The organism is Xanthobacter sp. 91 (assembly GCF_000702385.1).
GTDB classification, from domain to species: Bacteria; Pseudomonadota; Alphaproteobacteria; order Rhizobiales; family Xanthobacteraceae; genus Xanthobacter; species Xanthobacter aminoxidans.
Genome location: NZ_JNIB01000001.1, coordinates 3487498 through 3510258, shown reverse-complemented (window position 1 = coordinate 3510258; position 22761 = coordinate 3487498). Strand labels below are relative to the sequence as shown.

Genomic DNA, 22761 nt, shown 5'->3' with positions numbered 1-22761 from the left:
GCTAGCCGAGGATGGCCTGTTCCACCGCCGCGCGGTCGAAGCCCTTGAGGCCGATGACCACCAGCGCCCCGCGCCGCGCCTCGCCCGCGCCCCACGCGCGATCGAAATGGTGCGACACGCGCGGGCCGACGCCCTGCACCAGCAGGCGCAGCGGCTTGCCTTCCACAGCGGCGAAGCCCTTCACGCGCAGCACGTCCGGCGTCTCCGCCGCCTTCACCACGCGGGCGGCCAGCGCGGCGGGATCGGCGATCTCGGGCAAGGCGAGGACGATGCTCTCGAACTCGTCGTGGTCGTGGTCTTCCTCGTCGTCGTGATGGGTGCGGCGGGTGTCGATCAGGTCTTCCGCGCCGACGCCGAGGCCGAGCAGCACGGCCAGATCCACCTTGCCGCCGGAGGATCGCACCAGCTTCACCGCGCGCGGCAGGGCGCCGGCCACCGCCTTCTCGGCGGCGATGAATCCGGCCGCATCGAGCAGATCGGACTTGGAGAGGATGACGAGATCGGCACAGGCGATCTGGTCCTCGAACACTTCTTCCACGGGATCGTCATGGTCGAGGCTTTCGTCCCCGGCCCGCTGCGCGTCCAGCGCGGCGAGATCAGGGGCGACGCGGCCTTCCGCCAGCGCCGGGCCGTCCACCACCGCGATCACGCCGTCCACCGTCACCCGGCCCTTGATGGCCGGCCACTGGAAGGCCTGCACCAGCGGCTTCGGCAGCGCGAGGCCGGAGGTCTCGATGAGGATATGATCCACCTTCGGCGCGCGGGCGAGGATCTGGTCCAGCGCCGGCACGAAATCATCCGCCACGGTGCAGCACAGGCAGCCGTTGGCCAGTTCCACGATGGAGCCCTCGTCGCAGCTCTCGATGCCGCAGCCCTTCAGGATCTCGCCGTCGATGCCCACGTCGCCAAACTCGTTGACGATCACCGCGAGGCGCTTGCCGCCGGCATTCTCCAGCACATGGCGGATCAGCGTCGTCTTTCCGGCACCGAGGAAGCCGGTGACGATGGTGCAGGGCACGCGGGCGAGGGAGGTCATCGGGTCTCCTTGGGGAAAAGCGGGGGAATGCGCGCGACCATGCCGCGCTTGAGAGCATCCGGCCGGCCGCGCCAGGGCATCAGGCCGTCTGGCGAGCCTGCGAGAAGCGCGGCGCCGGTGAGAAGGTCAGCGGCGCTGTCGGGGGAGAGGTCGCCGAACACATAGGTCCAGCCATCGCGGCGAACCATGGCGGCGGAGAGCGCGCGCTTGCAATTGGCGAGACAGGAAACGCCTTCGACCGCGACGCCTTCCACCGCGACGCCTTCGGGGAGGGATGCGGCGCAGGCGGAGGCGAGGAGGCGGGCGCCGTCACGCTGGGCGTCGGGTGGGGCGTCATTGCCGGGGGCGCGGCAGGTGGTGCAGATGAGGAGGGTGACGGCGGGGGCGGTTTCGCGCGCGGCTTCTGGCGCAGCTTGGGGCGCGCAGCCGGCTTCCGCGCTGTCGCCGCCCGGCTCGGGTGCTGTGCTGTCGGGAATCGCGCCGCGCTCCACCGAAACGTCCACGGGTGCGAGCGCCCGCGCGCACGGGCTCGAAGGGACGCAATACCGGAGCACCCCGCCCGGCGCGGACCTCGTCGAAGGCAGGTCTCCTGGCTCGCGGTTCACCGCCCCCGCCGCCTTCCCGGATTGCTCCAGTGGCGTCTGGCAGGGGCTCACCGCCGACAGTTGCGGGGGCAGCCGCGGCATTGGGGGGTCTCCCCGCACCGCATTCCCTTTTACGCCCGTGTGGGACCACGGGACCTTCGACGCCGCCACTAAAGGCAGTGGCGGGCGGGATTGTCAAATGAGGGCGTAGAACCCCGGACCAGCGACGGCGAAGCCGGAACGCCGAGCCGGGGCCCAGCGCAAGGCACCGCCGCAGGCGCTTCAATATCCGGCGGTCTCGGGCTTTGCCCGCTGCGCGGAGGCTCCTTGCGCTGGCCCCCGGCTCTCCTTCCACTCCGCTGCGCTGCGTTGCAGTCGGCCGGGGCGCCCTACCCCTCGATGCGGTCGAAATCGGCGATGCCGCGGGTGGCGGCGCGGATTTCGTCGAGGAGCTTCAGGCGGTTCTCGCGCAGCGCGGGATCGGCGTCGTTCACCGTCACGGCGTCGAAGAAGGCATCCACCGGCTGGCGCAGGTCCGACAGCGCGGTCATGGCGGCCTCGAAATCCTCGGCCGCGACGGCCCTGGAGACGCGGGCCTTCACGTCCTCGATGGCGGCGGCGAGGTGCTCCTCGGCCGGCTCCTTCAGCAGCGCGGCGGAGGTGGGGCCGGCGAAGGCGCGGCCGTCCTTCTTCTCCTCGATGCGCAGGATGTTCACCGCGCGGCGATAGCCGGCAAGGAGGTTCCTGCCGTCCTCGGTGGCGAGGAAGGCGGCGAGGGCCTCCACGCGGCGGACGACGAGGAGGAGGTCGTCCTGCCCTTCCAGGGCGAAGACGGCATCAACGAGATCGTGACGGACGCCGCGGTCGCGGAGGTAGACTTTCAGGCGGTCGGCGAAGAAGGCGAGGAGGTCGGACGCAATCGATTGGATGCGATTACGATACCGCGGATGTTCCAGGAACTTTGGCGCATCGGGCTCATCTGGATCATCGGGTACCACTCTTCCCGTCAGACGGGTTTCAACTTCGTCTGCCAGGTCAGGGCGTCCTGTCCTTCCAGCAACCTCTTCAGAAAGAGACAAGGTCCGCTCTATCTCAAGCGATTGGAAGCTACTGAAAATGCCGTCTAGGCCGAGGGCCGAATACGATCGCAGCCCCAGCCGAACCTCATTCTCCAGCACAATCCGGATCACCCCCAGCGCCGCCCGGCGCAGCGCATAAGGGTCCTTGCTCCCGGTCGGCTTCTCATCGATCGCCCAGAAACCCACCAGCGTGTCGATCTTGTCCGCCAGCGCCACGGCCACCGAAACCGGCGCGGTGGGCACGCGGTCGTTCGGGCCCTGCGGCTTGTAGTGGTCCTCGCAGGCGGCGGCGACTTCCGGGGGCAGGTTCTCGCCCTGCGCGTAGTAGCGGCCCATGAGGCCCTGCAGCTCGGGGAACTCGCCCACCACCTCGGTCAGCAGGTCCGCCTTGGCCACCAAAGCGGCCTCCTCGGCCAGCGCCACCGACGCGCCCACCTTGGGGGCCAGCTCCTTGGCGAGGCGCACTATGCGCTCGATGCGCTCGGCCTGCGAGCCCAGCTTCTCGTGGAAGGTGATGGACTGGAACTTGGGCATGCGGCTGGCGAGGCCGTTCAGCCGGTCCGTATCCCAGAAGAATTTCGCGTCCGACAGGCGGGCGCGGATGACCCGCTCGTTGCCGGCGACGATGGCCGCGCCGCCGTCCGAGGCAACGAGGTTCGAGATGAGGATGAAGCGGTTGGCGAGGCGCCCGGTCTTGGGGTCCTTCAGCACGAAGCACTTCTGGTTGGCGCGGATGGTGGCGCGGATCACCTCGTCCGGGATGTCGAGGAAGCGTTCCTCGAACGATCCCATCAGCACCACGGGCCATTCCACCAGCCCGCATACCTCGTCGAGCAGCCCCTCGTCCTCCACCAGCTCCAGGCCGGCGGCGAGCGCGAGGTCCTTGGCGTCGTTGAGGATGATTTCCTTGCGGCGGTCGCGGTCGGCCACCACCTTGGCGGCCTCCAGCTTCGCCATCCAGTCGTCCAGCCGCTTCACGGTGAAGGGCTCGGGCGCCATGAAGCGGTGGCCGCGGGTGACGTTGGAGGCCTCGATGCCGTCCACGGAGAAATGCACCACCTCCGGCTCGTCCCCCTCGGCGCCGAAGGTGGCGACGATGGAATGGAGCGGGCGCACCCAGCGCAGCGTGCCGGACCCCCAGCGCATGGACTTCGGCCAGGGGAACTTGCGGATGATGTCCGGCACGATCTCGGCCACCACCTCGGTGGTGGCGCGGCCGGGCTTTTCCACCACGGCCACGTAGAAATCGCCCTTCTTGGGGTCAGACTGGATGGTCGCCTGATCGAGGGAGGCGAGGCCCGCGCTTTTAAGGAAGCCGGCCACCGCCTGCTCGGGGGCGCCCACGCGCGGCCCCTTCTTCTCCTCCCGCTGGTCGGCCTGCCGGCCCGGCAGGCCATGCACGGCAAGGGCGAGGCGGCGCGGCGTCACGAAGGCTTTCGCGCCCTCATAGAGCAGGCCGCGCTCCACCAGTGCGTCGGTGACGAGCTTCTTCAGCGCGTCGGCCGCCTGGGCCTGCATGCGGGCGGGGATTTCCTCGGAGAAGAGTTCGAGCAGAAGATCGGGCATCGGTTCGGGCTCGTCCTCCCCATGCGGGGAGGCTGGCGCTTGCGCGCGGCGGGTGAATTTCGCGGCCTGTGCCAGAGCGCGATCCGGGCGGATTGAAACAATCCGCCCGGATCGCGCTCTAAACTCAGGGAAGAGAACGCGTGATCCAATCAGATTGCGATGCAATCTGATTGGCGCGTGCTCTAGTGCCTTTCGGCCGCCGCGTCGAGGGGGCGGGCTCAGTCGAGGGAGCGGCCGCGCATCTCCGTGAGCCCCAGCGCGGCGAGGAAGGCTACCACGCCGCCGGCGATCATGAAGAAGGCCGGGGCCATGGCATCGCCGGTGAGGCTCACCAGCAAGACCGCCACCATGGGCGCCGTGCCCCCGCCGAGGCCGAGGCCGAGATTCCAGCTCAGCCCCACCGCCGTGCAGCGGGTGTGGCGGGGAAACATCTCCACCAGCGCCACCGCCATGGGGCCACCATAGATGGAGACGATCACCGCAAAACCCAGCTGCCCCAGCAGCGCCAGCCCGGCCGAGCCGGAACCCAGCAGCAGGAACAGCGGCCAGGTGAACACGGCAAGGCACAGGAAGCCGCCGACGATGAGCGGCTTGCGGCCGATGCGATCGGACAGCGCGGCGAAGCCGAAGCACCCCGCCATCACCACCGCCATGCTCACGGCGTTCAGCTCCAGCGCCACATGGGGGGTGAAATGGTCGTGCTGCTGCAGCCAGGTCGCGAGATAGACGAAGGAGAGGTAATAGGCGATGCCCAGCACGATGTTGATGAGCGTCGCCCTGAGGATGCCGCCGCCACTCTCGCGGAAGGCCTCCACCACCGGCAGGGTCGGCCGGTGCACCGGTTTCACGTCGCGCGCCACCGTCCGGCGCAGGATGAGGGCAAAGCCGCCGAGCAGGCAGCCGAGCAGGAAGGGAATGCGCCAGCCCCAGGCGGCAAGGTCGTCCGCTGACATGAGGCCGGAGACGAGCGCCCCCACTGCCGAGCCCAGCAGCATCCCGCCATTGCAGCCGACGATGACCAGCGACGTCACCGCCCCACGCCAGCGCAGCTGCGCATTCTCCGCCAGGAAGACGGCGGAGGTCATGTATTCCCCGCCCACGGAAAGCCCCTGCGCGAGGCGCAGCACCAGCAGCAGCACGGCGGAGAGCACGCCCGCCGTCTCATAGGTGGGCAGGAGGCCGACGCAGAAGGTGGAGATGCTCATGAGCGCCGCGGAGGACATGAGCGCCGCGCGCCGGCCCAGCCGGTCGCCGATATGGCCGAACAGGATCGAGCCCAAAGGCCGCATGAGGAAGGAGGCAGCGAACACGCCGAACACCGAGAGCATGGCCGCTGTCGGGCTCGACTCGGGGAAGAAGTTGCGGGCGAAGATGCTGGCGAGGAACCCGTAGACGGCGAAATCGTACCATTCCAGCACGTTGCCGAGCATGCCGGCGGCCATCAGCCGGCGCGAGAGGACGGGTGCGCCGTCGGGCGCCATCCCGCCGCGGACGTCTTCGGCCTCGTTATGCGCAATGCTGCTCATCGATCCCGTTCCTGCTCCGCTCAAGCGTTAGGGCCATTGGGAAGGTGCGTCCAGCACCCGGCCCCGGCGTTCGGCGAGGACCGCGACGCCCACCAGAGCGACGGCCGCCAGCCCCATCAGGTGGACCGCCGGCGCCATGGTGAGGCCGAGGCCGGTCACGAAATAGGTGGCGAGCATGGGCGCGAAGCCGCCGGAGACGCCGATGCCGAGATTCCACGCAAAGCCCATGGCGCTGCACCGCACCGGCGTCTCGAACAGCTCCACCAGCAGCGCCGGCAGCGGGCTCGTGACCGCCGCGGCCATCACCGAGAAGACCAGCTGCGCGGCCAGCACTTCCGCCGGGCTTCCGCCGCGCAGCAGCAGGAACAGCGGCCAGGAGAGAAGGACGAAGCCGGAAAGCCCCGCCGCCACGATCCGGCGCCGGCCGATGCGATCCGACAGCGCGGCGAACAGCAGGCAGCAGATCACCGACACGATCAGCGCGAGAGTGGTGAAGGCAAGGGCGGTCGCGGGGGCAAGGCCGGCCTCCTGCTCCATATAGGTCGGCAGGTAGACAAACAGGAGATAGGTGTCGGCGCCGACGAACACGGTCACCAGCATCGCGGCGACGATGGAGCCGCCCGCCTCCCGGAAGGCCCGCGTCAGCGGCAGGCCCCTGGCCTTGCTGCCCCCGCGATCGCCGGGTCGGCGCCGGCGCAGCACCAGCGCCGTGATGCCGAGCACCGCGCCGAGCAGGAACGGCAGCCGCCAGCCGAAGGCCTGCATCGCCTCCGCCGACAGAAGCGCGCTCAGCAGCGCGCAAACGCCGGAGCCGATGAGCGTTCCGGTCTGCCCTCCTGCCGTGGAGAAGGCGGCGGTGAGGCCGCGATGGCGGGGCACGGCATGCTCGGCGAGATAGATGGAGGAGGTGGTGTATTCCCCACCGATGGACAGCCCCTGCAACAGCCGCAGGATGAGGAGCAGCAAGGGGGCGAGGACGCCGGCGGTCGCATAGGTGGGCAACAGGCCGATACCCACCGTGGCGCAGCTCATGACCGAGACCGAAGCAATGAGCGCGATGCGGGGGCCGAACCGGTCGCCCACATGGCCGAACAGGATCGCCCCCAAGGGCCGCATCAGGAAGGCCGCGCCGAACAGGCCGAAGGCGGAGATGAGCCCCACCAGCGCATCCTCGGCCGGAAAGAAGGTGCGGGCGAAGATGGGCGCGAGGAAGCCGTAGGAGGCGAAGTCGTACCACTCCAAGAGATTGCCGATGGCGCCTGCCGCGAGCAGGCGCGGCGACGCGCCGCCCGGATGGGACGCGCCCGGCGGCCGGATGCCGGACAGGTCACGGGTGCCGACATCGGTGGCGGTCATGGCGGGTCCGGACGGCGGGCGGGTGCGGCTCCGTTTCAGCTACCACCCGAATGGAGGTCGGGGCAATCCCTTACCGCTGGCCCTCAGGCGGCGGCGCCGCCGCCCTCTGTCTTCAGCCATGCGGCGCCGCAGGCCTTGGCGAGTTCCCGCACCCGCAGAATGTAGCTCTGCCGCTCGGTGACGGAGATCACGCCGCGCGCGTCCAAGAGGTTGAAGACGTGGGAGGCCTTGATGCACTGGTCATAGGCCGGCAGGGCCATGTCGTGCTTTTCGCCCTTGTCGCCGAAGGCCAGATACTTGTGGCAGGCGGCCTCGGCCATGCGGAACTGCTCGAACAGCATGTCCGTGTCGGCGGCCTCGAAATTGTGCCGGGAATATTCCCGTTCGGCCTGGAGGAAGACGTCGCCGTAGGTGGTCTTCTCGGCGCCCTCTCGGCCGTTGAAATTGAGGTCGTAGACGTTTTCCACGCCCTGCACATACATGGCGAGGCGTTCCAGGCCGTAGGTGAGCTCACCCGAGACCGGCGAACACTCGAAGCCCGCGACCTGCTGGAAGTAAGTGAACTGCGACACCTCCATGCCGTCGCACCAGCATTCCCAGCCGAGGCCCCAGGCGCCCAGCGTCGGGCTCTCCCAGTCGTCTTCCACGAAGCGCACGTCGTGCAGCTTCAGGTCCACGCCGATGGCCGCCAGCGATTGCAGGTACAGCTCCTGCAGGTTCTCCGGCGAGGGCTTCAGGATGACCTGGAACTGGTAATAGTGCTGGAGCCGGTTGGGGTTCTCACCATAGCGGCCGTCCTTGGGGCGGCGCGAGGGCTGCACATAGGCCGCCTTCCAGTGCTTCGGCCCCAGCGCACGGAGCGTCGTCGCCGGGTGGAAGGTGCCGGCGCCCACTTCCATGTCGTAAGGCTGGAGCACCACGCAGCCCTGGTCCGCCCAGAATCGCTGAAGGGTCAGGAGCAGCGCCTGGAACGAGCGGTCTGGGCGCATGTGGGCGGGAAGGCTCTCGTCGATCATTTCGGAACAGCTCGCAGCAACGTGACCCCGGCGCGCCCTCCCCGGCAGCGCGGGACGGGGGGCCTCAGGCGCGCGGACACTAGGCAGTGGCTGGGGCGATTGCAATGTGGGCGGGGCAACTTCGCTTTGGCCGGCTGAAAATCGGCACTGAACCGAAATGCGGTCTCCGCGGTTGTCCTGCCGTGCAGTCAATTGGAGGGAGACCCCGCATGAACATCGCAAAGTATGCCATTCCCGTCGCCGCCGCCGCCCTCATCGCCATGACCGGCGCCGCCAGCGCCCAGTCCGGCACCGCGCCCGGCCAGAACCCCCAGCGCGGCCCCGCGCAGGAAGGCGGACGCACCCAGGCCACCCCCGGCCCCAGCGGCAGCGGCATGACCGCGCCCGGCCCCGGCGTGCCGTCCACTCCGCATTCCGGCATGTCCGCGGGCCAGGATACCCACAAGGGACCGGCGCAGGAGGCCGGCCGCACGCAGGCGACGCCCGGCGGCTCGTCCAGCGGCAACGCACCGGCCATGGACACCACCGGCACGGTGACGCCGCGGTCCGGCACCACGCCGGGCCAGGACCAGCACAAGGGTCCGGCGCAGGAAGGCGGCCGCACCCAGGCGACCCCCGGCGGCACGCGCTGAGCGTACTGAGCAAAGAAAAAGCCCCGGAGCCATGCTCCGGGGCTTTGACTTGACGCGCGGCGGCTTCGATCAGCCGCGGCTGCGGGCGCGGACCATGAAGTCGTCGTAGGTGAACTCGACGATCTGCCACCAGAGATAGGCGTTGTTGCGGAACGTCTTCATGTCCTCGTAGATCTTCTTGAAGTCCTCGTTCTTGCCGCCGATTTCCTCATAGAGCTGCTGCGAGGCCTTGTAGGCGGCGTCCATCACGTCGCTGGGATAGCGGCGCAGCTGGGTGCCGGCCTTCACGAGGCTCTGCACCGACACCGGGTTCTTGGCGTCGTAGCTTGCGAGCATGCTCTCGTTGGCCTGCGCCATGGCGGCGGTGAGGATGGACTTGTAGTTCTTCGGCAGCTCGGCGAGCTTGTCCTGGTTGACGAAGAAGTTGAGGGCGGCGGAGCCCTCCCACCAGCCCGGGAAGTAGTAATACTGGGCGACCTTGTAGAGGCCGAGCTTCTCGTCGTCATACGGGCCGACCCACTCGGCCGCGTCGATGGTGCCCTTCTCCAGCGCGGGATAGATGTCGCCGCCGGCGAGCTGCTGCGGCACCACGCCGAGCTTGGCGAGCACCTGGCCGCCGATGCCGGCGATGCGCATCTTGAGGCCCTTGAGGTCCTCGACGGTCTTGATTTCCTTGCGGAACCAGCCGCCCATCTGGCCGCCGGTGTTGCCACCGGGGAACATCACGACGCCGTACTTCTTGTAGAATTCGTTGAGCAGGTTCATGCCGTTGCCGAACAGGAACCACGCGTTGATCTGGCGGGCGTTGAGGCCGAACGGCACGGCGGTGCCGAGGCCGAAGGTCGGATCCTTGCCCACGTAGTAATACGACGCCGAGTGGCACATCTCGACGGTCTTGTTCGTGGTGGCGTCAAGCGCCTGCAGGCCGGGGACGATTTCACCCGCCGCGAACACCTGGATCTGGAACTTGCCGTCGGTCGCGTCGGCCACCTGCTTCGCCATCAGCTCGGCGGCGCCGTAGATGGTGTCGAGGGACTTGGGGAAGGACGACGTGCAGCGCCACTTCACTTCCGGCGCCGTCTGGGCGATCGCCGGCATGGCCACGGCTGCGGAAGCGGCGACACCCGCGCTGGCGGCGGTGAGGAACTCACGGCGTTTCATGGAGAACTCCCTGGGGCTCTTTCACATCGCAGCGCCGCTTCTATGGGCGGGCCGTCGTACCGCTTTTAGAGCACGCGCCGTTCGGGCTCAACGCGGAGGAAGGTATGAATCGCCGCGCGCCGGGGAAAAAATGCCCCGGCGGCTCAAATTCGCGGCACCAGATCGACCGATGCCGTCGGTGCGTCACTCGATGACGATGCGCGGCGCCTGCCGGGTCTGGGCGGTGGCCTTGTCGAGGGCCGCCTTCACGCCGGTCGCCACATGCCGGTAGGCCGCCGCCTGCGGGCTGTCGGGATCGGAGATCAGGATCGGCAGGCCGGCATCCGACATCTCGCGGATGCGCATGTGCAGCGGGATTTCGCCGAGGAACGGCACGCCCAGCTTGTCCGCCTCCGCATGGGCGCCGCCGTGGCCGAAGATGTCGGACCGGCCGCCGCAGTGCGGGCAGATGAAGTGGGACATGTTCTCCACAACGCCGAGGATCGGCACGTTCACCCGCTCGAACATGGCGACGCCGCGCCGCGCATCGATCAAGGCGAGATCCTGCGGGGTGGAGACGATGACCGCGCCGGCAAGGTTCACCTGCTGCGCCATGGTGAGCTGGGCGTCGCCCGTGCCGGGGGGCATGTCCACCACCAGCACGTCGAGGGGACCCCACTTCACGTCCTTCAGCATCTGCGAGATGGCGGACATGACCATGGGCCCGCGCCAGATCATCGGCGTGTCTTCCTCCACGAGGAAGCCGATGGACATCAGCTGCAGGCCGAAATTCTCCAGCGGCAGCATGGTCTTGCCGTCCGCCGTGGTCTCCGGTTTCTGGGCGACGCCGGTGAGGCGCGGCACCGAGGGGCCGTAGATGTCGGCATCGAGCAGGCCGACCTTCAGGCCGAGGTCCCGGAGCGCGATGGCGAGGTTGATGGAGGTGGTGGACTTGCCCACGCCGCCCTTGCCCGAGGCCACCGCGATGATGGAGGCGACGCCCGGCACGGCGATGCCGCGCGGCGCAGGGGCTCCTCCATGCGCACCGCCATGGGCATGGCCATGACTGTGCGCGGCCGGGGCGGCAGGCGCCTGCTTGCGCTCGGCGGTAAGGGTGACGAGGGCCGAGGCGACGCCCGGCAGCGCCTTCACCGCGTTCTCAGCGGCGATGCGCACATCCTCCCACGCCCGTGCCTGGGCCGGATCGATGTTGATGGAGAGATAGACCTTGCCCGACGTGACCACGACGCCGGACAAGGCCGGCGAGACGGAAAGAGCCACGCCTTCGGGCGTGCGCACCTTCGCGAGCGTGGAACGGACGGTATCCTCGGAAAGCTCGGCCGTGTGGCTCATCATGTCACTCAACTCCCCGGCCGGGCGGCGCGCATCTGGGGCAGGCGCGGAGGCCGGGCTGGAATGATTTGAAATCATCTTCTGATTCGCACGAGAGGCGGCGACTGCAAAGCCCGACATATGAGCGCTGCTTAAACGCTAGGCAGAGCTGACGCCGATCTCCCATGCGCATTCTTTTAGTCCGGCTGTTGCGGCAGGGCTATACTTCCATTATTCACGAAATATGGAATTGAATCAGGCCGTCCCCGTCTTCTCCGCCCTCGCCCATGAAGGGCGCCTGAGTGCGCTGCGCCTTCTGGTCGAAGCAGGGCCGGAAGGGCTTGCGGCCGGGGAGATGGCGCGGCGGCTCGGCATTCCCCCGAATACGCTGTCGGCCAGCCTCTCCGTGCTCGCCCACGCCGGGCTTGTGACATCGCGCCGCGATGGCCGCTCCATCATCTATGCCGCGCAGTACGAGACGGTGAGCGATCTCATCGCCTTTCTCACCGACAAGTGCTGCGGGGGCCAGCCCGAGCTGTGCGCTCCGGCAGGGCCGGAAGCCGGCGCGTGTGCCCCGAAGACTGCGCAGGAACGGCAGCCGTCATGAACCAGATCAGCCCGCCCGCCGCCGCACTCGGGGAGGCCCGGCCCATCGCGGCGTCTTCCGCTTTCGATCTGTCCCGGCGTCTCGCCGCCGAAACCCTCGGAACCGCGCTGCTGCTCGCCATCGTCATCGGCTCGGGCATCATGGGCGAGCGGCTGGCGGGCGGAAACACCGCGATCGCCCTGCTGGGCAACACGCTGGCCACCGGCGCGGGGCTGGTCGTGCTGATCGCCGCCTTCGGCCCGGTGTCCGGGGCACACTTCAATCCGGCGGTGACGCTGGTGTTCGCGCTGCGGCGGGAGATCGGCTGGCGCGCCGCCGGCGCCTATGTGGCCGCCCAGCTTGCCGGGGCCGTCGCGGGTGTGCTCGCCGCCCACGCCATGTTCGCCGAGCCCATGGTGCAGATTTCCGGCAAGCTCCGGGACGGGCCGGCGCAGGGCTTTTCGGAGGCGGTGGCGACCTTCGGCCTCGTGACGGCGATCCTCGCCACCGTGCGCCTGCGCCCGCAGATGGTGCAGGCCGTGGTCGGCCTCTATATCACCTCGGCCTACTGGTTCACGGCCTCCACCTCGTTCGCCAACCCTGCTGTGACGCTGGCGCGGAGCCTCAGCGATACCTTCGCCGGCATCGCGCCCCAGTCCGTTCCCCTGTTCCTGCTCGCCCAATCGGCGGGCGCCCTCGCCGCCGCAGCCCTGTGCGGCTGGCTTTTCCGCGAGAGATCCCGCCCATGAGCGATTTTCCCGTCACCATCTACCACAACCCGCGCTGCGGCACGTCGCGCAATACCCTGGCGATGATCCGCGCCTCCGGCGTGGAGCCCACCGTGGTCGAGTATCTGAAGACCGGATGGACCAAGGCGCAGCTCACGGACCTCGCCGCCGCCACCGGCGCGCCCCTGCGCGATCTCCTGCGCGCCAAGGAGCCGCTCGTCGCCGAGCTGAAGCTGGCCGAGCCGGGCGTGACGGACGCGCAATTGCTCGACGCCATGGTCGAGCACCCCATCCTGGTGAACCGGCCCATCGTGGTGACGCCCAAGGGCACCCGCCTGTGCCGGCCTTCGGAGGTGGTGCTCGACCTGCTGGAGACGCCGCCGGGGAGCTTCACCAAGGAGGACGGCGAGGTGGTGACGACCGGTCGCTAGGAAGACGGCGGGACGGGCCGCGACTGGTACAGGAAATGCTTCGCTCACGTCCCGCTGTCGCGAACCCGCCCAAGATCGTCACGCCGACCATGACCGTCACGCCCGCCCATGAGATTCCCCTCGGCATCCGCCGCAAGGCCATCGCGGTCCACGAGGCCGGACATGCTTTGGTGGCCATCCTGCTCAAGCGGGAGGTGACCGAAGCGCTGCTGCGTCCGCCGGACGGATTGAGCGGGGAAACGCGGTTCGCCCATGGGGAAAGCGCCCCGCTCGACCTCTCGCAGGAAGCCGACCGGCGCCGGGCGGCCGACGCCATCGTCGTGCTCATGGCCGGGCAGGTCGCGGAGGCGGAATACTGGCGGCGGCACGCCTCGCTCTATTCGCCGAAGGTGAATTCCCATCGCAGCGATGCTGCGGAAGTCCTCACGCTCAAGTCCAGCCTCGCCCTCGGCCCGGAGCAGGATGCGCTGTTCACCGGCTACTGCATCGAGAAGGCGAAGAAGCTGGTACTTGAGGATGCCGCCCAGGCGGCCATCCAGGAAATCGCCATGCGGCTGTCCGAAACCATGTCGATCCAGCGGACGGAGATGGACGAGATCATCACCCGCCACCAGGTGGTGCTGCGACAGCCGTCGAGAGCGCACCGCTACTGACCCGAGGCTCAGGGGCAGAACCCCTTGATGCGCTGCACAAAACGCTCCGACCCGATGGTGCGGCGCGTCCGAAAGCGAAAATGCCGTGGGCAAGCCCCGCGCGGCGGGCCTGATCGCGCCCCATCGGTTGCCTTTCCCCTTGAGCCCGGAGCGAGTTTCGCAGACCGTTCAGCGCGCCAGCGAGTCGACGCGCTGGCCTGCATCAGGGCAAGAGGTCTCCATGTCACTACACACCCATGACCCTTCGGACGTGATCGGACGCGCCTGGGCGGTCAAGGCCAGCGCCGTCCTCGGATGGCTGACGGAGATCCCCGCCGCGGTGCTGGTGGTGGCCGAAATCCTCGTGCTGCTGGCGGGCGTCATCTTCCGCTATGCCCTGCACAAGCCGCTCATCTGGTCGGATGAGCTAGCTTCCATGCTCTTTCTCTGGCTGTCCCTGTTCGGCTCGGTGATCGCGCTCAATCGCGGCGAGCACATGCGCATGACGGCCATCGTCGGCATGATGAAGCCGCGCGCCCGCGCCTTCTTCGACATGATCGCCATCGCCGCCGCCGTCGCTTTCCTGCTGATGATCCTCCACCCGGCCATCGAGTATGCGCAGGAGGAAGCCTATGTGGTGATGCCGGCGCTGGAGATCCCCAACACCTGGCGCGCAGCCGCCATTCCGGTGGGCACGGCGCTGATGCTGATGGTGGGGCTGCTGAAGCTCGCCCAGCACGCCACCGGGCGGGATGCGCTGGTCGCCATCCTCGTGGTGGCCGCCATCGTCGGCGGCTTCTATGCGCTCGGCCCGGTGTTCCGGACGCTGGGCAACTACAATCTCTTGATCTTCTTCCTGTTCGGCGTGGGCGTGATGGTGCTGATGGCGGTGCCCATCGCCTTCTCCTTCGGCCTTGCCACCTTCGCCTACATCTCCCTCTCCACCCACACGCCGAGCATGGTGGTGATCGGCCGCTTCGACGAGGGCATGGGCCACCTGATCCTGCTCGCGGTGCCGCTGTTCGTGTTCCTCGGCCAGCTCATCGAGATGACCGGCATGGCGAAGGCGATGGTCGCCTTCCTCGCCAGCCTGCTCGGCCATGTGCGCGGCGGCCTGCATTATGTGCTCGTGGGCGCCATGTATCTCGTCTCCGGCATCTCCGGCTCGAAGGCGGCGGACATGGCGGCCGTCGCCCCGGTGCTGTTTCCGGAAATGACCAAGCGCGGTGCCAAGCCTGGCGACCTCGTGGCGCTGCTCTCAGCCACCGGCGCGCAGACCGAGACGATCCCGCCCTCCATCGTGCTCATCACCATCGGCTCGGTCACGGGCGTGTCCATCGCCGCTTTGTTCACCGGCGGCCTGCTGCCGGCGCTGGTGCTCGCCATCGCCTTGTGCTCGGTGGTGTGGTGGCGCTATCGCCACGAGGATCTGAGCGGCGTCACCAAGGCGAGCTGGGGCGAGGTGGGGCGCGCCTTCATCATCTCCGTGCCGGCCATCGCCTTGCCGTTCGTCATCCGCGCGGCGGTGATCGAGGGCGTCGCCACCGCCACCGAGGTCTCCACCATCGGCATCGTCTATTCGGTGGTGGCGGGCCTGCTCATCTATCGCCGGTTCGATTTCCGCCGCCTGTTCCCCATGCTGGTGGATACGGCGGCGCTCTCCGGCGCCATCCTGTTCATCATCGGCGCCGCCACCGGCATGGCCTGGGCGCTCACCCAGTCCGGCTTCTCCAACGCCTTGGCCGAGGCCATGCGCGCCCTGCCGGGCGGGTCGGCGAGCTTCCTCGCGGTGTCCATCGTCGCCTTCGTGGTGCTGGGCTCGGTGCTGGAGGGCATCCCCGCCATCGTGCTGTTCGGCCCGCTCCTCTTCCCCATCGCCAAGCAGGTGGGGGTGAACGAGGTGCACTATTCCATGGTGGTGATCCTCGCCATGGGCATGGGCCTGTTCGCGCCGCCCTTCGGCGTCGGCTACTACGCGGCCTGCGCCATCAGCCGCATCAGCCCGGACGCAGGCATGAAGCCCATCGTGGGCTACATGATCGCGCTGCTCATCGGCCTCATCATCGTCGCCGCCGTGCCGTGGATCTCCACCGGCTTCCTGTGACCGGACGGGCTGAGCCACCGACGCCCCAAAACGCAAACCGGCCGGATCGCAGGGCGATCCGGCCGGTTTTCATGAGAGGCTAGAGCACGCGTTGTCCGATCAGCTTGCGTCGCAAGTTGATCGGATCGCGCTCTAGGAGGTCAGCCCTTCACCATCGGGCACTTGCCATCGGCCATGGGGCGGAAGGCGTCCTTGGCGGGGATGGTCTCGACAAGGTTGTAATAGTCCCACGGCCCCTTGGACTGGTCCGGCGTCTTCACCTGGAACAGGTACATGTTGTGGATGTGCCGGCCGTCGGCACGCACCTCGCCCTTGCCGAACAGCGGATCGTCGGAGGGCATCTCCTTCATCTTCGACACCACCTTCTGGCCCTCGGTGGTGTTGGCCGCAGCGGCGGCGCGCAGATAGTGGAGCGCGCCGGAATAGACGCCCGCCTGGTTAGCGGTCGGGCGGCGGCCGTTCATCTGCGCCGCGAAGCGGTCGGCATAGGCGCGGGTGCCGTCATTCATGTTCCAGTAGAAGCCTTCCGTGAGGAACAGGCCCTTGGCCACCGGCAGGCCGAGGGAATGCACGTCGGTGACCTGCATCAGCAGCGCGGCGAGGCTCTGCTTCTGGGTGAGGCCGAACTCGGCCGCCGCCTTCACCGAATTGATGGTGTCGCCCACCGCATTGGCGAGGGCCACCACCTGCGCGCCGCTGGCCTGCGCCTGCAGGATGAAGGAGGAGAAGTCCGACGCATTCGGCGGATGGCGGACGGAGCCGAGCACCTTGCCGTCGGGCGACGCCTTCACCACGGCCATGGCATCGGCCTCCAGCGCGTGGCCGAAGGCGTAGTCGGCGGTCACGAAGAACCAGGTGTCCTTCTTCGCCTTCAAGAGCGCGGCAGCCGTGCCGTGGGCGAGCGCCCAGGTGTCGTAGGTCCAGTGGACGGTGTTGGGCGAGCATTTCTCGCCGGTGAGCAGCGCCGTGCCGGGGCCGGAGGCGATGAACGCGACGTTGGTGCCGCGCACCACCTCCTGCACCGCCAGCGCCACCGAGGAGAAGGGCACGTCGAGGATGGCATCCACGGTGCCGTCCGCCACCCACTTGCGGGCGGCGGCGGAGCCGACATCCGGCTTGTTCTGGTGATCGAGGGAGATCACCTCCACCTCGATGCCGGGATGGGCCTTCTTGAAATCCTCCGCGGCAAGGCGCGCCGACACGACGGAGCCGGTACCGGTGGAATCGGCGCCGTTTCCGTTCAGGTCGGTGAGCACGCCGAGGCGGATCTTGTTGCCGGGGATTTCCGCGCGGGCGGGCGTCGGCGCGGCGAAGTGCGCCGCGGCGAGGAATGCGGCGCCCGCGACGAGCGCGAGCCGGGTTGTCCTGAGCATGGTTTTCTCCCTGTGTGTTCTTCTGGCTGTTCTTGAAACCCGCGCGGTCAGTTGCCGCGCACCTCTTCGAGCACCTTCTGCGCCACATCCATGCGCACGCTGGCCCGCTCCACGAGAAGGCGGGCCACGCGGTCGATCTCCTCGCCCACGGCACCCGCCATCATGGCGATGTTCTGGGCATGAAGGGCCATGTGGCCCTTCTGGATGCCGGTGGTGGCGAGCGCCTTGAGCGCCGAGAAATTCTGCGCCAGCCCCACCGCCGCGATGATGCGCGCCAGCCGCTCGGCGGTGGTGACGCCGAGAATGGCGAGGCACGCGCGTGCCGTGGGATGCACCTTGGTGGCGCCGCCGATGAGCCCCACCGCCAGCGGCAACTCGATGGAGGCGGAAAGGTTGCCGTCCTTGTCCACCTCATAGGTGGTGAGCGAGGTATAGCGGCCCGAGCGGGCGGCGTAGGCATGGGCGCCGGCCTCCACCGCGCGGGTGTCGTTGCCGGTGGCGAGCACCACGGCGGAGATGCCGTTCATGATGCCCTTGTTGTGGGTGGCGGCGCGATAGGGGTCGGCGGCGGCGAACTCATAGGCGGAAACGATGCCGTCGCGCACCGCCTCGCCGCCGATGTCGGCCGCCTTCCACACCGCCCGGGCGCGGGCGAGGCGGCGGTCGGCGAGGTTGGAGAGGATGCGCAGATAGACCCGCCCGCCGCTCCACGCGGCGATGGACGGCGCGAGCTTCTCCGCCATGGTGTTCACCGCATTGGCGCCCATGGCATCGCGGGTATCGACGATGAGATGGGTGACGACCATGGTGCCCGACGGCGTGTCGAGCAGGCGCACCTCAAGATCGCGGAATCCGCCGCCGAGCGACACCAGCACCGGATCGCAGGCATCGCACGCGGCCTTGATCTCGTCGCGCTTCTCCAGAATGCGGATGCGCGCGCCGGCCGGATCGGCCACGTCCACCGCCTGCACCTGCGCGATCATCAGATTGCCGGAGACCGAGGTGAAGAAGCCGGTTTCGTAAACCTGCTTCGCCGCGTTGCAGACGGCGGCGACCACGGAGGATTCCTCCGTCGCCATGGGGACCAGCACGTCCTCGCCATCGATCTTCATGTTGGTGGCGACGCCCACCGGAATGTTCATGGTGCCGATGACGTTCTCGATCAGCTTGTCGGCGAGCACCGGATCGAGATTGCCCATGTTGGCGAGGTGCGCGACCTGCGCCTCATCCAGCCCGGCGAAACCGGCGACGAGATCGAGCCGGTCGCGCGGGCTCAGCTTGTGAAAGCCGGCAATGCGGGAGGAGCGGTTGGAGCCGGCGGCGCTGGTCATCTTGGGGCCTTCCTGTGGTCGCGCGACATCGCCGGGTGGCGGACGCGAGGCAGGCGCGAAGGCAAGCCCGCCGCACCCTTTTCGGGTGGCGCGGTTCCGGCGTTCCGTCCCTGTCTCTTGTCGGCCGCGCGTGGCGTGCCTGTTGGGGCGGACTTTCCGCTGAGGCGAGGGGTACGGCAAGGAACACTTTGCGTTGGAAACGATGCAGCCGTACCCTTCAATTCATGGGTACGATCGAGCAGCTTCTTGAGGACGACGAGAGCCTGACGCGGGTGGACGCGGTGGTCCGCCTGCTGTCACGCCGCATCGATGCCGGCCAGTTGCGGTCGGGAGAGAAGCTCCCCTCCATCCGTGCTGCCTTTGCGGCCTACGGCGTCTCGCGCAACACGCTGGTGGAGGCCTATGAGCGGCTCGCCGCCTCCGGCCGGATCGAGGCACGGCCGGGCTCCGGCTTCTATGTGATGCGCACCCGCGCCGCCCCGGTGCGCCCGCCTGCCCCGCCCGCCGTCATCGAGGCGGTGGACAGCGTGTGGCTGCTGCGCGAGCAGCTGGAGCAGCACTACGACGTGCGCGTCGGCGACGGGCGCCCGCCCCCCTCATGGATGGAAGGCTCGGAGGTGGGGCGCTATCTCAAGCCCATCAACCGCCCCGGCCGCCGCCCCTTTCCGGCGAGCTACGGCAGCCCCTTCGGCTTCCCCCTGCTGCGCGAGGCCATCGCCGCCCTCCTCGCCGAGCGGGCCATCGCCGCCGATCCCGCGCGGGTGCTGCTGACGCAGGGCGCCAACCACGCGCTGGACCTGATCGTGCGCATGCTGGTGGAGCCGGGCGATACGGTGCTGGTGGATTCGCCCGGCTATTATCCCCTCTTCGGCAAGCTGCGCCTGGCCAAGGCGCGCACCCTCGGCGTCCGGCGCACGCCGGAGGGGCCGGACGTGGCGGACCTCGCCGAGAAGGCGGTGCAGTCCGGCGCCAAGCTGTTCTTCACCCAGTCGCTGGCGCACAACCCCACCGGCTCCTCGCTCACGCCAGCGGTCGCCTACCGGCTGTTGCAGGCGGCCACCCGCCACGGCCTGCTGGTGGTGGAGAGCGACCCGTTCGCCGATATCCTGCCCGCCTCCCACCCCCGCCTCGCCTCGCTGGACCAGTTGGAGCGGGTGATCCATGTGGGTACCTTCGCAAAGACCCTCTCGGCAAGCCTGCGCTGCGGCTATGTGGTGGCCTCCGCCGATCTCATCGAGCGGCTGGGGGCGCTCAAGATGGTGACGAGCGTGAACTCCTCCGGCTATGTGGAGCGCATCGTCCACGATCTCATCACGTCCGGCCAATATCGCCGCCACCTCAAGCGGCTGCGCGGCCGCGTCTCGGCGGCGACCGATCAGGCGCAGGCGACGCTGGGCCGCCTCGGCCTGCCCATCTTCGGCCCGCCCGGAGGCGGCTTCTATCTCTGGTGCGAACTGCCGGAGGGGCTGGACGACAGCGCGCTCTCCCGCCGCGCAGCCGAGCGCGGCATCCTGCTGGCACCGGGCGCGGTGTTTCATCCAGATGCGGAGCCCCGCAGGCCGTCGCTGCGGATCAACGTGGCCTATGCGGACGATCCGCGCTTCGAGAAATTCATGGGCGAAATCCTCGCCGGGTCCTGATTTCAGTCGAAGCCGTACAGCGCGGCGGGATTGTCGATGAAAATGCGGCGGCGGGTGTCCGCATCTGCCCTGTCGAGCCCGAGCAGGAGAGCGGGATCGCGATCGTCGGGCATTGCCTCGAACAGCTCCGTGTGCGGCCAGTCGCTGGCCCAGAGCAGCCGGTCGGTGCGACAGGCGAGGAGTGCCGCCACATAAGGCGCGAGCGCGCCGTAGCCGTTCGGCCCCCGGCGACACAGGCGGTAGGGCGCGGAAAGCTTCACCCAGAGATTGCCTTCGGCAACAAGCTCCATCACCTCGCCGAAGGGGCCGCCCTCCAGCGGCAGGCCGGGGGCGAGGAAGCCCATGTGGTCCAGCACCACCGGCACCGGGCAGGTGCGCACGATGGGCGCGAGGCGGAAGCCTTCGCCGATCACCGCCTGAAGCTGGATGTGCCAGCCCAACGCCCCGATCCGCGCGGCGAGGCGCGCCAGATCTGCAAGGGAAAGCCCGCCGGGATTGCGCCGGTTGATGCGGATGCCGCGCACGCCCGACGCATGGAGCGCGGCGAGTTCAGTATCGCTCACCTCCGGCGCCACCACGACCACCCCGCGCAGACGCTTCGGATCACGCCGCAGCGTGTCGAGCAGGGCCGAATTGTCCGTGCCGTAGACGCTCGGCTGCACCAGCACGGCGCGATCGATGCCCAGCGCCGTCATCACCGGCCGGTAGGTGTCGAACGTCACCGGCTGCGGCGTGTAGTTGCGCCCGGCGACCAGCGGATAGTGCTCGGGCGGGCCAAACACGTGCATGTGCGTGTCGCACGTGCCGGGCGGCAGCACGCGCGCGGCCGACGCCTCCGTGAAGGGGCGCGGCGGCAGGCAGAGCGGGGCGTCGGCACTCATGCGCTCCCCCTCAGCGCGGGACCATGAAGTCGAAATCGCAGCCCTCGTCGGCCTGCAGCACGGTCTGCTGGAACAGCCGGGCATAGCCGCGCTCCGGCAGCGGCCGTTCGGGCACGTCCGCGAGGATGGCGCGGCGGCGGGCGAGTTCGTCTTCCGCCACCAGAAGGTCGATGCGCCGGCCTTCCACGTCGAGGCGGATCATGTCGCCGCTCTCAACCAGCGCCAGCGGCCCGCCCACCGCCGATTCCGGCGTGATGTGCAGCACGATGGTGCCGAAGGCCGTACCGCTCATGCGGGCATCGGAGATGCGCACCATGTCCTTCACCCCCTGCCGTCCGAGCTTTTTCGGAATGGGCAGATAGCCCGCCTCGGGCATGCCCGGCGCGCCCTTGGGGCCGGTGTTGCGCAGCACCAGCACGTCGTCGGCGGTGACGTCGAGGTCGGGATCATCGATGCGCGCGGCCATGTCGGCCACAGAATCGAACACCACCGCCCGGCCGGTGTGCTGCAACAGCCGATCGCTTGCGGCCGCCTGCTTGAGCACGGCGCCGCCTGGCGCGAGATTGCCGCGCAGCACCACCATGGAGCCCTGCGCCTTGATGGGATGGGAGCGCGGCCGGATGACATCCTGCCCGGGCACCTCCTCGGCGTTCGCGACCACCTCGCGCAGGGTGCCGCCGCCCACGGTGGGCGCATCGAGGTCGACGAGATCACCGAGCTGCTTCAGCAGCTTGGGCACGCCACCGGCGTGGTGGAAATGCTCCATGTAGTGCGCGCCGGAGGGCTTCAGATCCACCAGCACCGGCACGTCGCGGCCGATGGCATCCAGCGTCTCCAGCTCCAGCCGCACGCCGGCGCGGTTGGCGATGGCGGTGAGGTGGATGATGCCGTTGGTTGAGCCGCCGATGGCCTGCATCACCACCAGCGCATTGTGGAAGGCTGCCGGGGTGAGCAGCGCGCTCGGCTTCGGACCACCCTCCACCGCGAGCCGCGCGGCGACCTTGCCGCTCTGTTCCGCCAGCCGCACCCGCTCGGCATGGGGCGCGGGGATGGATGCGCTCATGGGTAAAGAGAGGCCGAGCGTCTCGGTGATGCAGGCCATAGTCGAGGCGGTGCCCATGACCATGCAGGTGCCCACGGACGGCGCGAGACGACCGTTCACCGTATCGATCTCGACCTCGTCGATCTCGCCGGCGCGGTGCGCGCTCCACAGCCGCCGGCAATCGGTGCAGGCGCCCAGCACCTCGCCGCGATGATGGCCCACCACCATGGGGCCCACCGGGACCACCACGGTGGGCAGGTCCACGCTCGCCGCGGCCATGATCTGCGCCGGCAGGGTCTTGTCGCAGCCGCCGATCACCACCACCGCGTCCATGGGCTGGGCGCGGATCATCTCCTCCGTGTCCATGGCCATCAGATTGCGCAGGAACATGGAGGTGGGATGGGCGAAGCTCTCGTGGATGGAGATGGTGGGAAACACCATGGGCATGGCCCCGGCCAGCATCACGCCGCGCTTCACCGCCTCGATGAGCTGGGGCGCGTTGCCGTGGCAGGGATTGTAATCGCTGTAGGTGTTGGTGATGCCGACGATGGGCCGGTCCAGCGCGTCGTCCGAATAGCCCATGGCCTTGATGAAGGCCTTGCGCAGGAACAGCGCGAACCCGTCGTCGCCGTAGCTCGTCAATCCTTTTCGCAGTCCCCGCGCCATCCTCGCCTTCCCCGTGCCGATCATCGCCGACCTGAAGGCGGAGAATTTCCCCACCCGATCTGATTGTCAATAATATATGC

The 22761-nt window shown here is 68.6% G+C and carries 19 protein-coding genes and 1 riboswitch; of the genes, 7 read left to right on the top strand and 12 right to left on the bottom strand.

Annotated features, from left to right (window positions below):
* Position 1 precedes the first annotated feature (1 nt).
* The 6 genes from cobW to A37E_RS0116455 form a co-directional block, all read right to left on the bottom strand.
* Positions 2-1036 (bottom strand): cobalamin biosynthesis protein CobW, encoded by a 1035-nt coding sequence (gene cobW / locus A37E_RS0116480; protein ID WP_029557623.1) that lies wholly within the window; start codon positions 1034-1036, stop codon positions 2-4.
* Positions 1033-1539 (bottom strand): DUF1636 family protein, encoded by a 507-nt coding sequence (locus A37E_RS0116475; protein ID WP_029557622.1) that lies wholly within the window; start codon positions 1537-1539, stop codon positions 1033-1035. The genes cobW and A37E_RS0116475 overlap by 4 nt, the downstream gene beginning before the upstream one ends.
* Before the next feature lie 58 nt (positions 1540-1597).
* Positions 1598-1795, bottom strand: a riboswitch (cobalamin riboswitch).
* A gap of 214 nt (positions 1796-2009) precedes the next feature.
* Positions 2010-4265 (bottom strand): glycine--tRNA ligase subunit beta, encoded by a 2256-nt coding sequence (glyS, locus tag A37E_RS0116470; protein ID WP_029557621.1) that lies wholly within the window; start codon positions 4263-4265, stop codon positions 2010-2012.
* 218 nt (positions 4266-4483) lie between these two features.
* Positions 4484-5791, bottom strand: a complete 1308-nt coding sequence (locus A37E_RS0116465; RefSeq protein WP_029557620.1) for an MFS transporter — start codon at positions 5789-5791, stop codon at positions 4484-4486.
* Between the two features lie 27 nt (positions 5792-5818).
* Positions 5819-7147, bottom strand: a complete 1329-nt coding sequence (locus A37E_RS0116460) for an MFS transporter (RefSeq protein WP_029557619.1) — start codon at positions 7145-7147, stop codon at positions 5819-5821.
* Positions 7148-7230: 83 nt separating this feature from the next.
* Complete coding sequence (locus A37E_RS0116455; protein ID WP_038194605.1) at positions 7231-8160, bottom strand: glycine--tRNA ligase subunit alpha; 930 nt, start codon at positions 8158-8160, stop codon at positions 7231-7233.
* A gap of 212 nt (positions 8161-8372) precedes the next feature.
* Between A37E_RS0116455 and A37E_RS0116450 the strand changes: the two genes are divergently transcribed.
* Complete coding sequence (locus A37E_RS0116450; protein WP_029557617.1) at positions 8373-8795, top strand: hypothetical protein; 423 nt, start codon at positions 8373-8375, stop codon at positions 8793-8795.
* A 69-nt stretch (positions 8796-8864) separates the two neighbouring features.
* Here A37E_RS0116450 and A37E_RS0116445 read toward each other — a convergent pair whose 3' ends face one another.
* Together A37E_RS0116445 and A37E_RS0116440 are read right to left on the bottom strand one after the other, a co-directional pair.
* Complete coding sequence (locus A37E_RS0116445) at positions 8865-9956, bottom strand: TRAP transporter substrate-binding protein (RefSeq protein WP_029557616.1); 1092 nt, start codon at positions 9954-9956, stop codon at positions 8865-8867.
* Positions 9957-10139: 183 nt separating this feature from the next.
* Complete coding sequence (locus A37E_RS0116440) at positions 10140-11291, bottom strand: Mrp/NBP35 family ATP-binding protein (RefSeq protein ID WP_245279359.1); 1152 nt, start codon at positions 11289-11291, stop codon at positions 10140-10142.
* 220 nt (positions 11292-11511) lie between these two features.
* Here A37E_RS0116440 and A37E_RS0116435 point away from each other — a divergent pair, with 220 nt between their 5' ends.
* From A37E_RS0116435 to A37E_RS0116415, 5 genes are all read left to right on the top strand, one after another.
* Entirely contained in the window at positions 11512-11874 is a 363-nt protein-coding gene (locus A37E_RS0116435) for a metalloregulator ArsR/SmtB family transcription factor (RefSeq protein WP_029557614.1), read from the top strand.
* Positions 11871-12602: an MIP/aquaporin family protein gene (locus A37E_RS0116430; RefSeq protein ID WP_051679110.1), complete on the top strand. Its 732-nt coding sequence runs from the start codon at positions 11871-11873 to the stop codon at positions 12600-12602. Before A37E_RS0116435 ends, A37E_RS0116430 begins: the two co-directional genes overlap by 4 nt.
* Positions 12599-13012: an arsenate reductase (glutaredoxin) gene (gene arsC / locus A37E_RS0116425; RefSeq protein ID WP_029557612.1), complete on the top strand. Its 414-nt coding sequence runs from the start codon at positions 12599-12601 to the stop codon at positions 13010-13012. Before A37E_RS0116430 ends, arsC begins: the two co-directional genes overlap by 4 nt.
* Positions 13013-13047: 35 nt before the next feature.
* Positions 13048-13665: a hypothetical protein gene (locus A37E_RS0116420; protein ID WP_029557611.1), complete on the top strand. Its 618-nt coding sequence runs from the start codon at positions 13048-13050 to the stop codon at positions 13663-13665.
* 220 nt (positions 13666-13885) lie between these two features.
* A complete protein-coding gene (locus tag A37E_RS0116415) occupies positions 13886-15748 on the top strand; it encodes a TRAP transporter large permease subunit (protein WP_081837648.1) in 1863 nt (620 codons plus the stop codon).
* 140 nt (positions 15749-15888) lie between these two features.
* On the opposite strand, the gene A37E_RS0116410 is transcribed toward A37E_RS0116415, so the two are convergent.
* Together A37E_RS0116410 and A37E_RS0116405 are read right to left on the bottom strand one after the other, a co-directional pair.
* Positions 15889-17121: an ABC transporter substrate-binding protein gene (locus tag A37E_RS0116410; RefSeq protein ID WP_029557609.1), complete on the bottom strand. Its 1233-nt coding sequence runs from the start codon at positions 17119-17121 to the stop codon at positions 15889-15891.
* Between the two features lie 47 nt (positions 17122-17168).
* Entirely contained in the window at positions 17169-18452 is a 1284-nt protein-coding gene (locus A37E_RS0116405; RefSeq protein ID WP_029557608.1) for a hydroxymethylglutaryl-CoA reductase, degradative, read from the bottom strand.
* 224 nt (positions 18453-18676) lie between these two features.
* On the opposite strand from A37E_RS0116405, the gene A37E_RS0116400 reads away from it, so the two are divergent.
* Positions 18677-20092 carry a PLP-dependent aminotransferase family protein gene (locus A37E_RS0116400; RefSeq protein ID WP_051679108.1) on the top strand — a complete coding sequence of 472 codons (1416 nt, stop codon included), beginning with the start codon at positions 18677-18679 and terminating at the stop codon, positions 20090-20092.
* A gap of 2 nt (positions 20093-20094) precedes the next feature.
* Here the strand turns inward: A37E_RS0116400 and A37E_RS0116395 are convergent, their stop codons facing one another.
* Positions 20095-20973, bottom strand: a complete 879-nt coding sequence (locus A37E_RS0116395) for an amidohydrolase family protein (protein ID WP_029557606.1) — start codon at positions 20971-20973, stop codon at positions 20095-20097.
* A gap of 10 nt (positions 20974-20983) precedes the next feature.
* Positions 20984-22681, bottom strand: a complete 1698-nt coding sequence (locus A37E_RS0116390) for an IlvD/Edd family dehydratase (protein ID WP_029557605.1) — start codon at positions 22679-22681, stop codon at positions 20984-20986.
* Between the last annotated feature and the right edge of the window lie 80 nt (positions 22682-22761).

Excerpts from the sequence above, each read along its gene's own strand:
- A37E_RS0116400 (WP_051679108.1), top strand. The coding sequence starts at position 18,677 with ATGGGTACGATCGAGCAGCTTCTTGAGGACGACGAGAGCCTGACGCGG.
- A37E_RS0116395 (WP_029557606.1), bottom strand. The coding sequence starts at position 20,973 with ATGAGTGCCGACGCCCCGCTCTGCCTGCCGCCGCGCCCCTTCACGGAG.
- A37E_RS0116405 (WP_029557608.1), bottom strand. The coding sequence starts at position 18,452 with ATGACCAGCGCCGCCGGCTCCAACCGCTCCTCCCGCATTGCCGGCTTT.
- A37E_RS0116465 (WP_029557620.1), bottom strand. The coding sequence starts at position 5,791 with ATGAGCAGCATTGCGCATAACGAGGCCGAAGACGTCCGCGGCGGGATG.
- A37E_RS0116435 (WP_029557614.1), top strand. The coding sequence starts at position 11,512 with ATGGAATTGAATCAGGCCGTCCCCGTCTTCTCCGCCCTCGCCCATGAA.
- A37E_RS0116450 (WP_029557617.1), top strand. The coding sequence starts at position 8,373 with ATGAACATCGCAAAGTATGCCATTCCCGTCGCCGCCGCCGCCCTCATC.
- cobW (WP_029557623.1), bottom strand. The coding sequence starts at position 1,036 with ATGACCTCCCTCGCCCGCGTGCCCTGCACCATCGTCACCGGCTTCCTC.
- glyS (WP_029557621.1), bottom strand. The coding sequence starts at position 4,265 with ATGCCCGATCTTCTGCTCGAACTCTTCTCCGAGGAAATCCCCGCCCGC.
- A37E_RS0116440 (WP_245279359.1), bottom strand. The coding sequence starts at position 11,291 with ATGATGAGCCACACGGCCGAGCTTTCCGAGGATACCGTCCGTTCCACG.
- A37E_RS0116420 (WP_029557611.1), top strand. The coding sequence starts at position 13,048 with ATGCTTCGCTCACGTCCCGCTGTCGCGAACCCGCCCAAGATCGTCACG.
- A37E_RS0116410 (WP_029557609.1), bottom strand. The coding sequence starts at position 17,121 with ATGCTCAGGACAACCCGGCTCGCGCTCGTCGCGGGCGCCGCATTCCTC.
- A37E_RS0116445 (WP_029557616.1), bottom strand. The coding sequence starts at position 9,956 with ATGAAACGCCGTGAGTTCCTCACCGCCGCCAGCGCGGGTGTCGCCGCT.
- A37E_RS0116430 (WP_051679110.1), top strand. The coding sequence starts at position 11,871 with ATGAACCAGATCAGCCCGCCCGCCGCCGCACTCGGGGAGGCCCGGCCC.
- A37E_RS0116460 (WP_029557619.1), bottom strand. The coding sequence starts at position 7,147 with ATGACCGCCACCGATGTCGGCACCCGTGACCTGTCCGGCATCCGGCCG.
- A37E_RS0116390 (WP_029557605.1), bottom strand. The coding sequence starts at position 22,681 with ATGGCGCGGGGACTGCGAAAAGGATTGACGAGCTACGGCGACGACGGG.
- arsC (WP_029557612.1), top strand. The coding sequence starts at position 12,599 with ATGAGCGATTTTCCCGTCACCATCTACCACAACCCGCGCTGCGGCACG.
- A37E_RS0116415 (WP_081837648.1), top strand. The coding sequence starts at position 13,886 with ATGTCACTACACACCCATGACCCTTCGGACGTGATCGGACGCGCCTGG.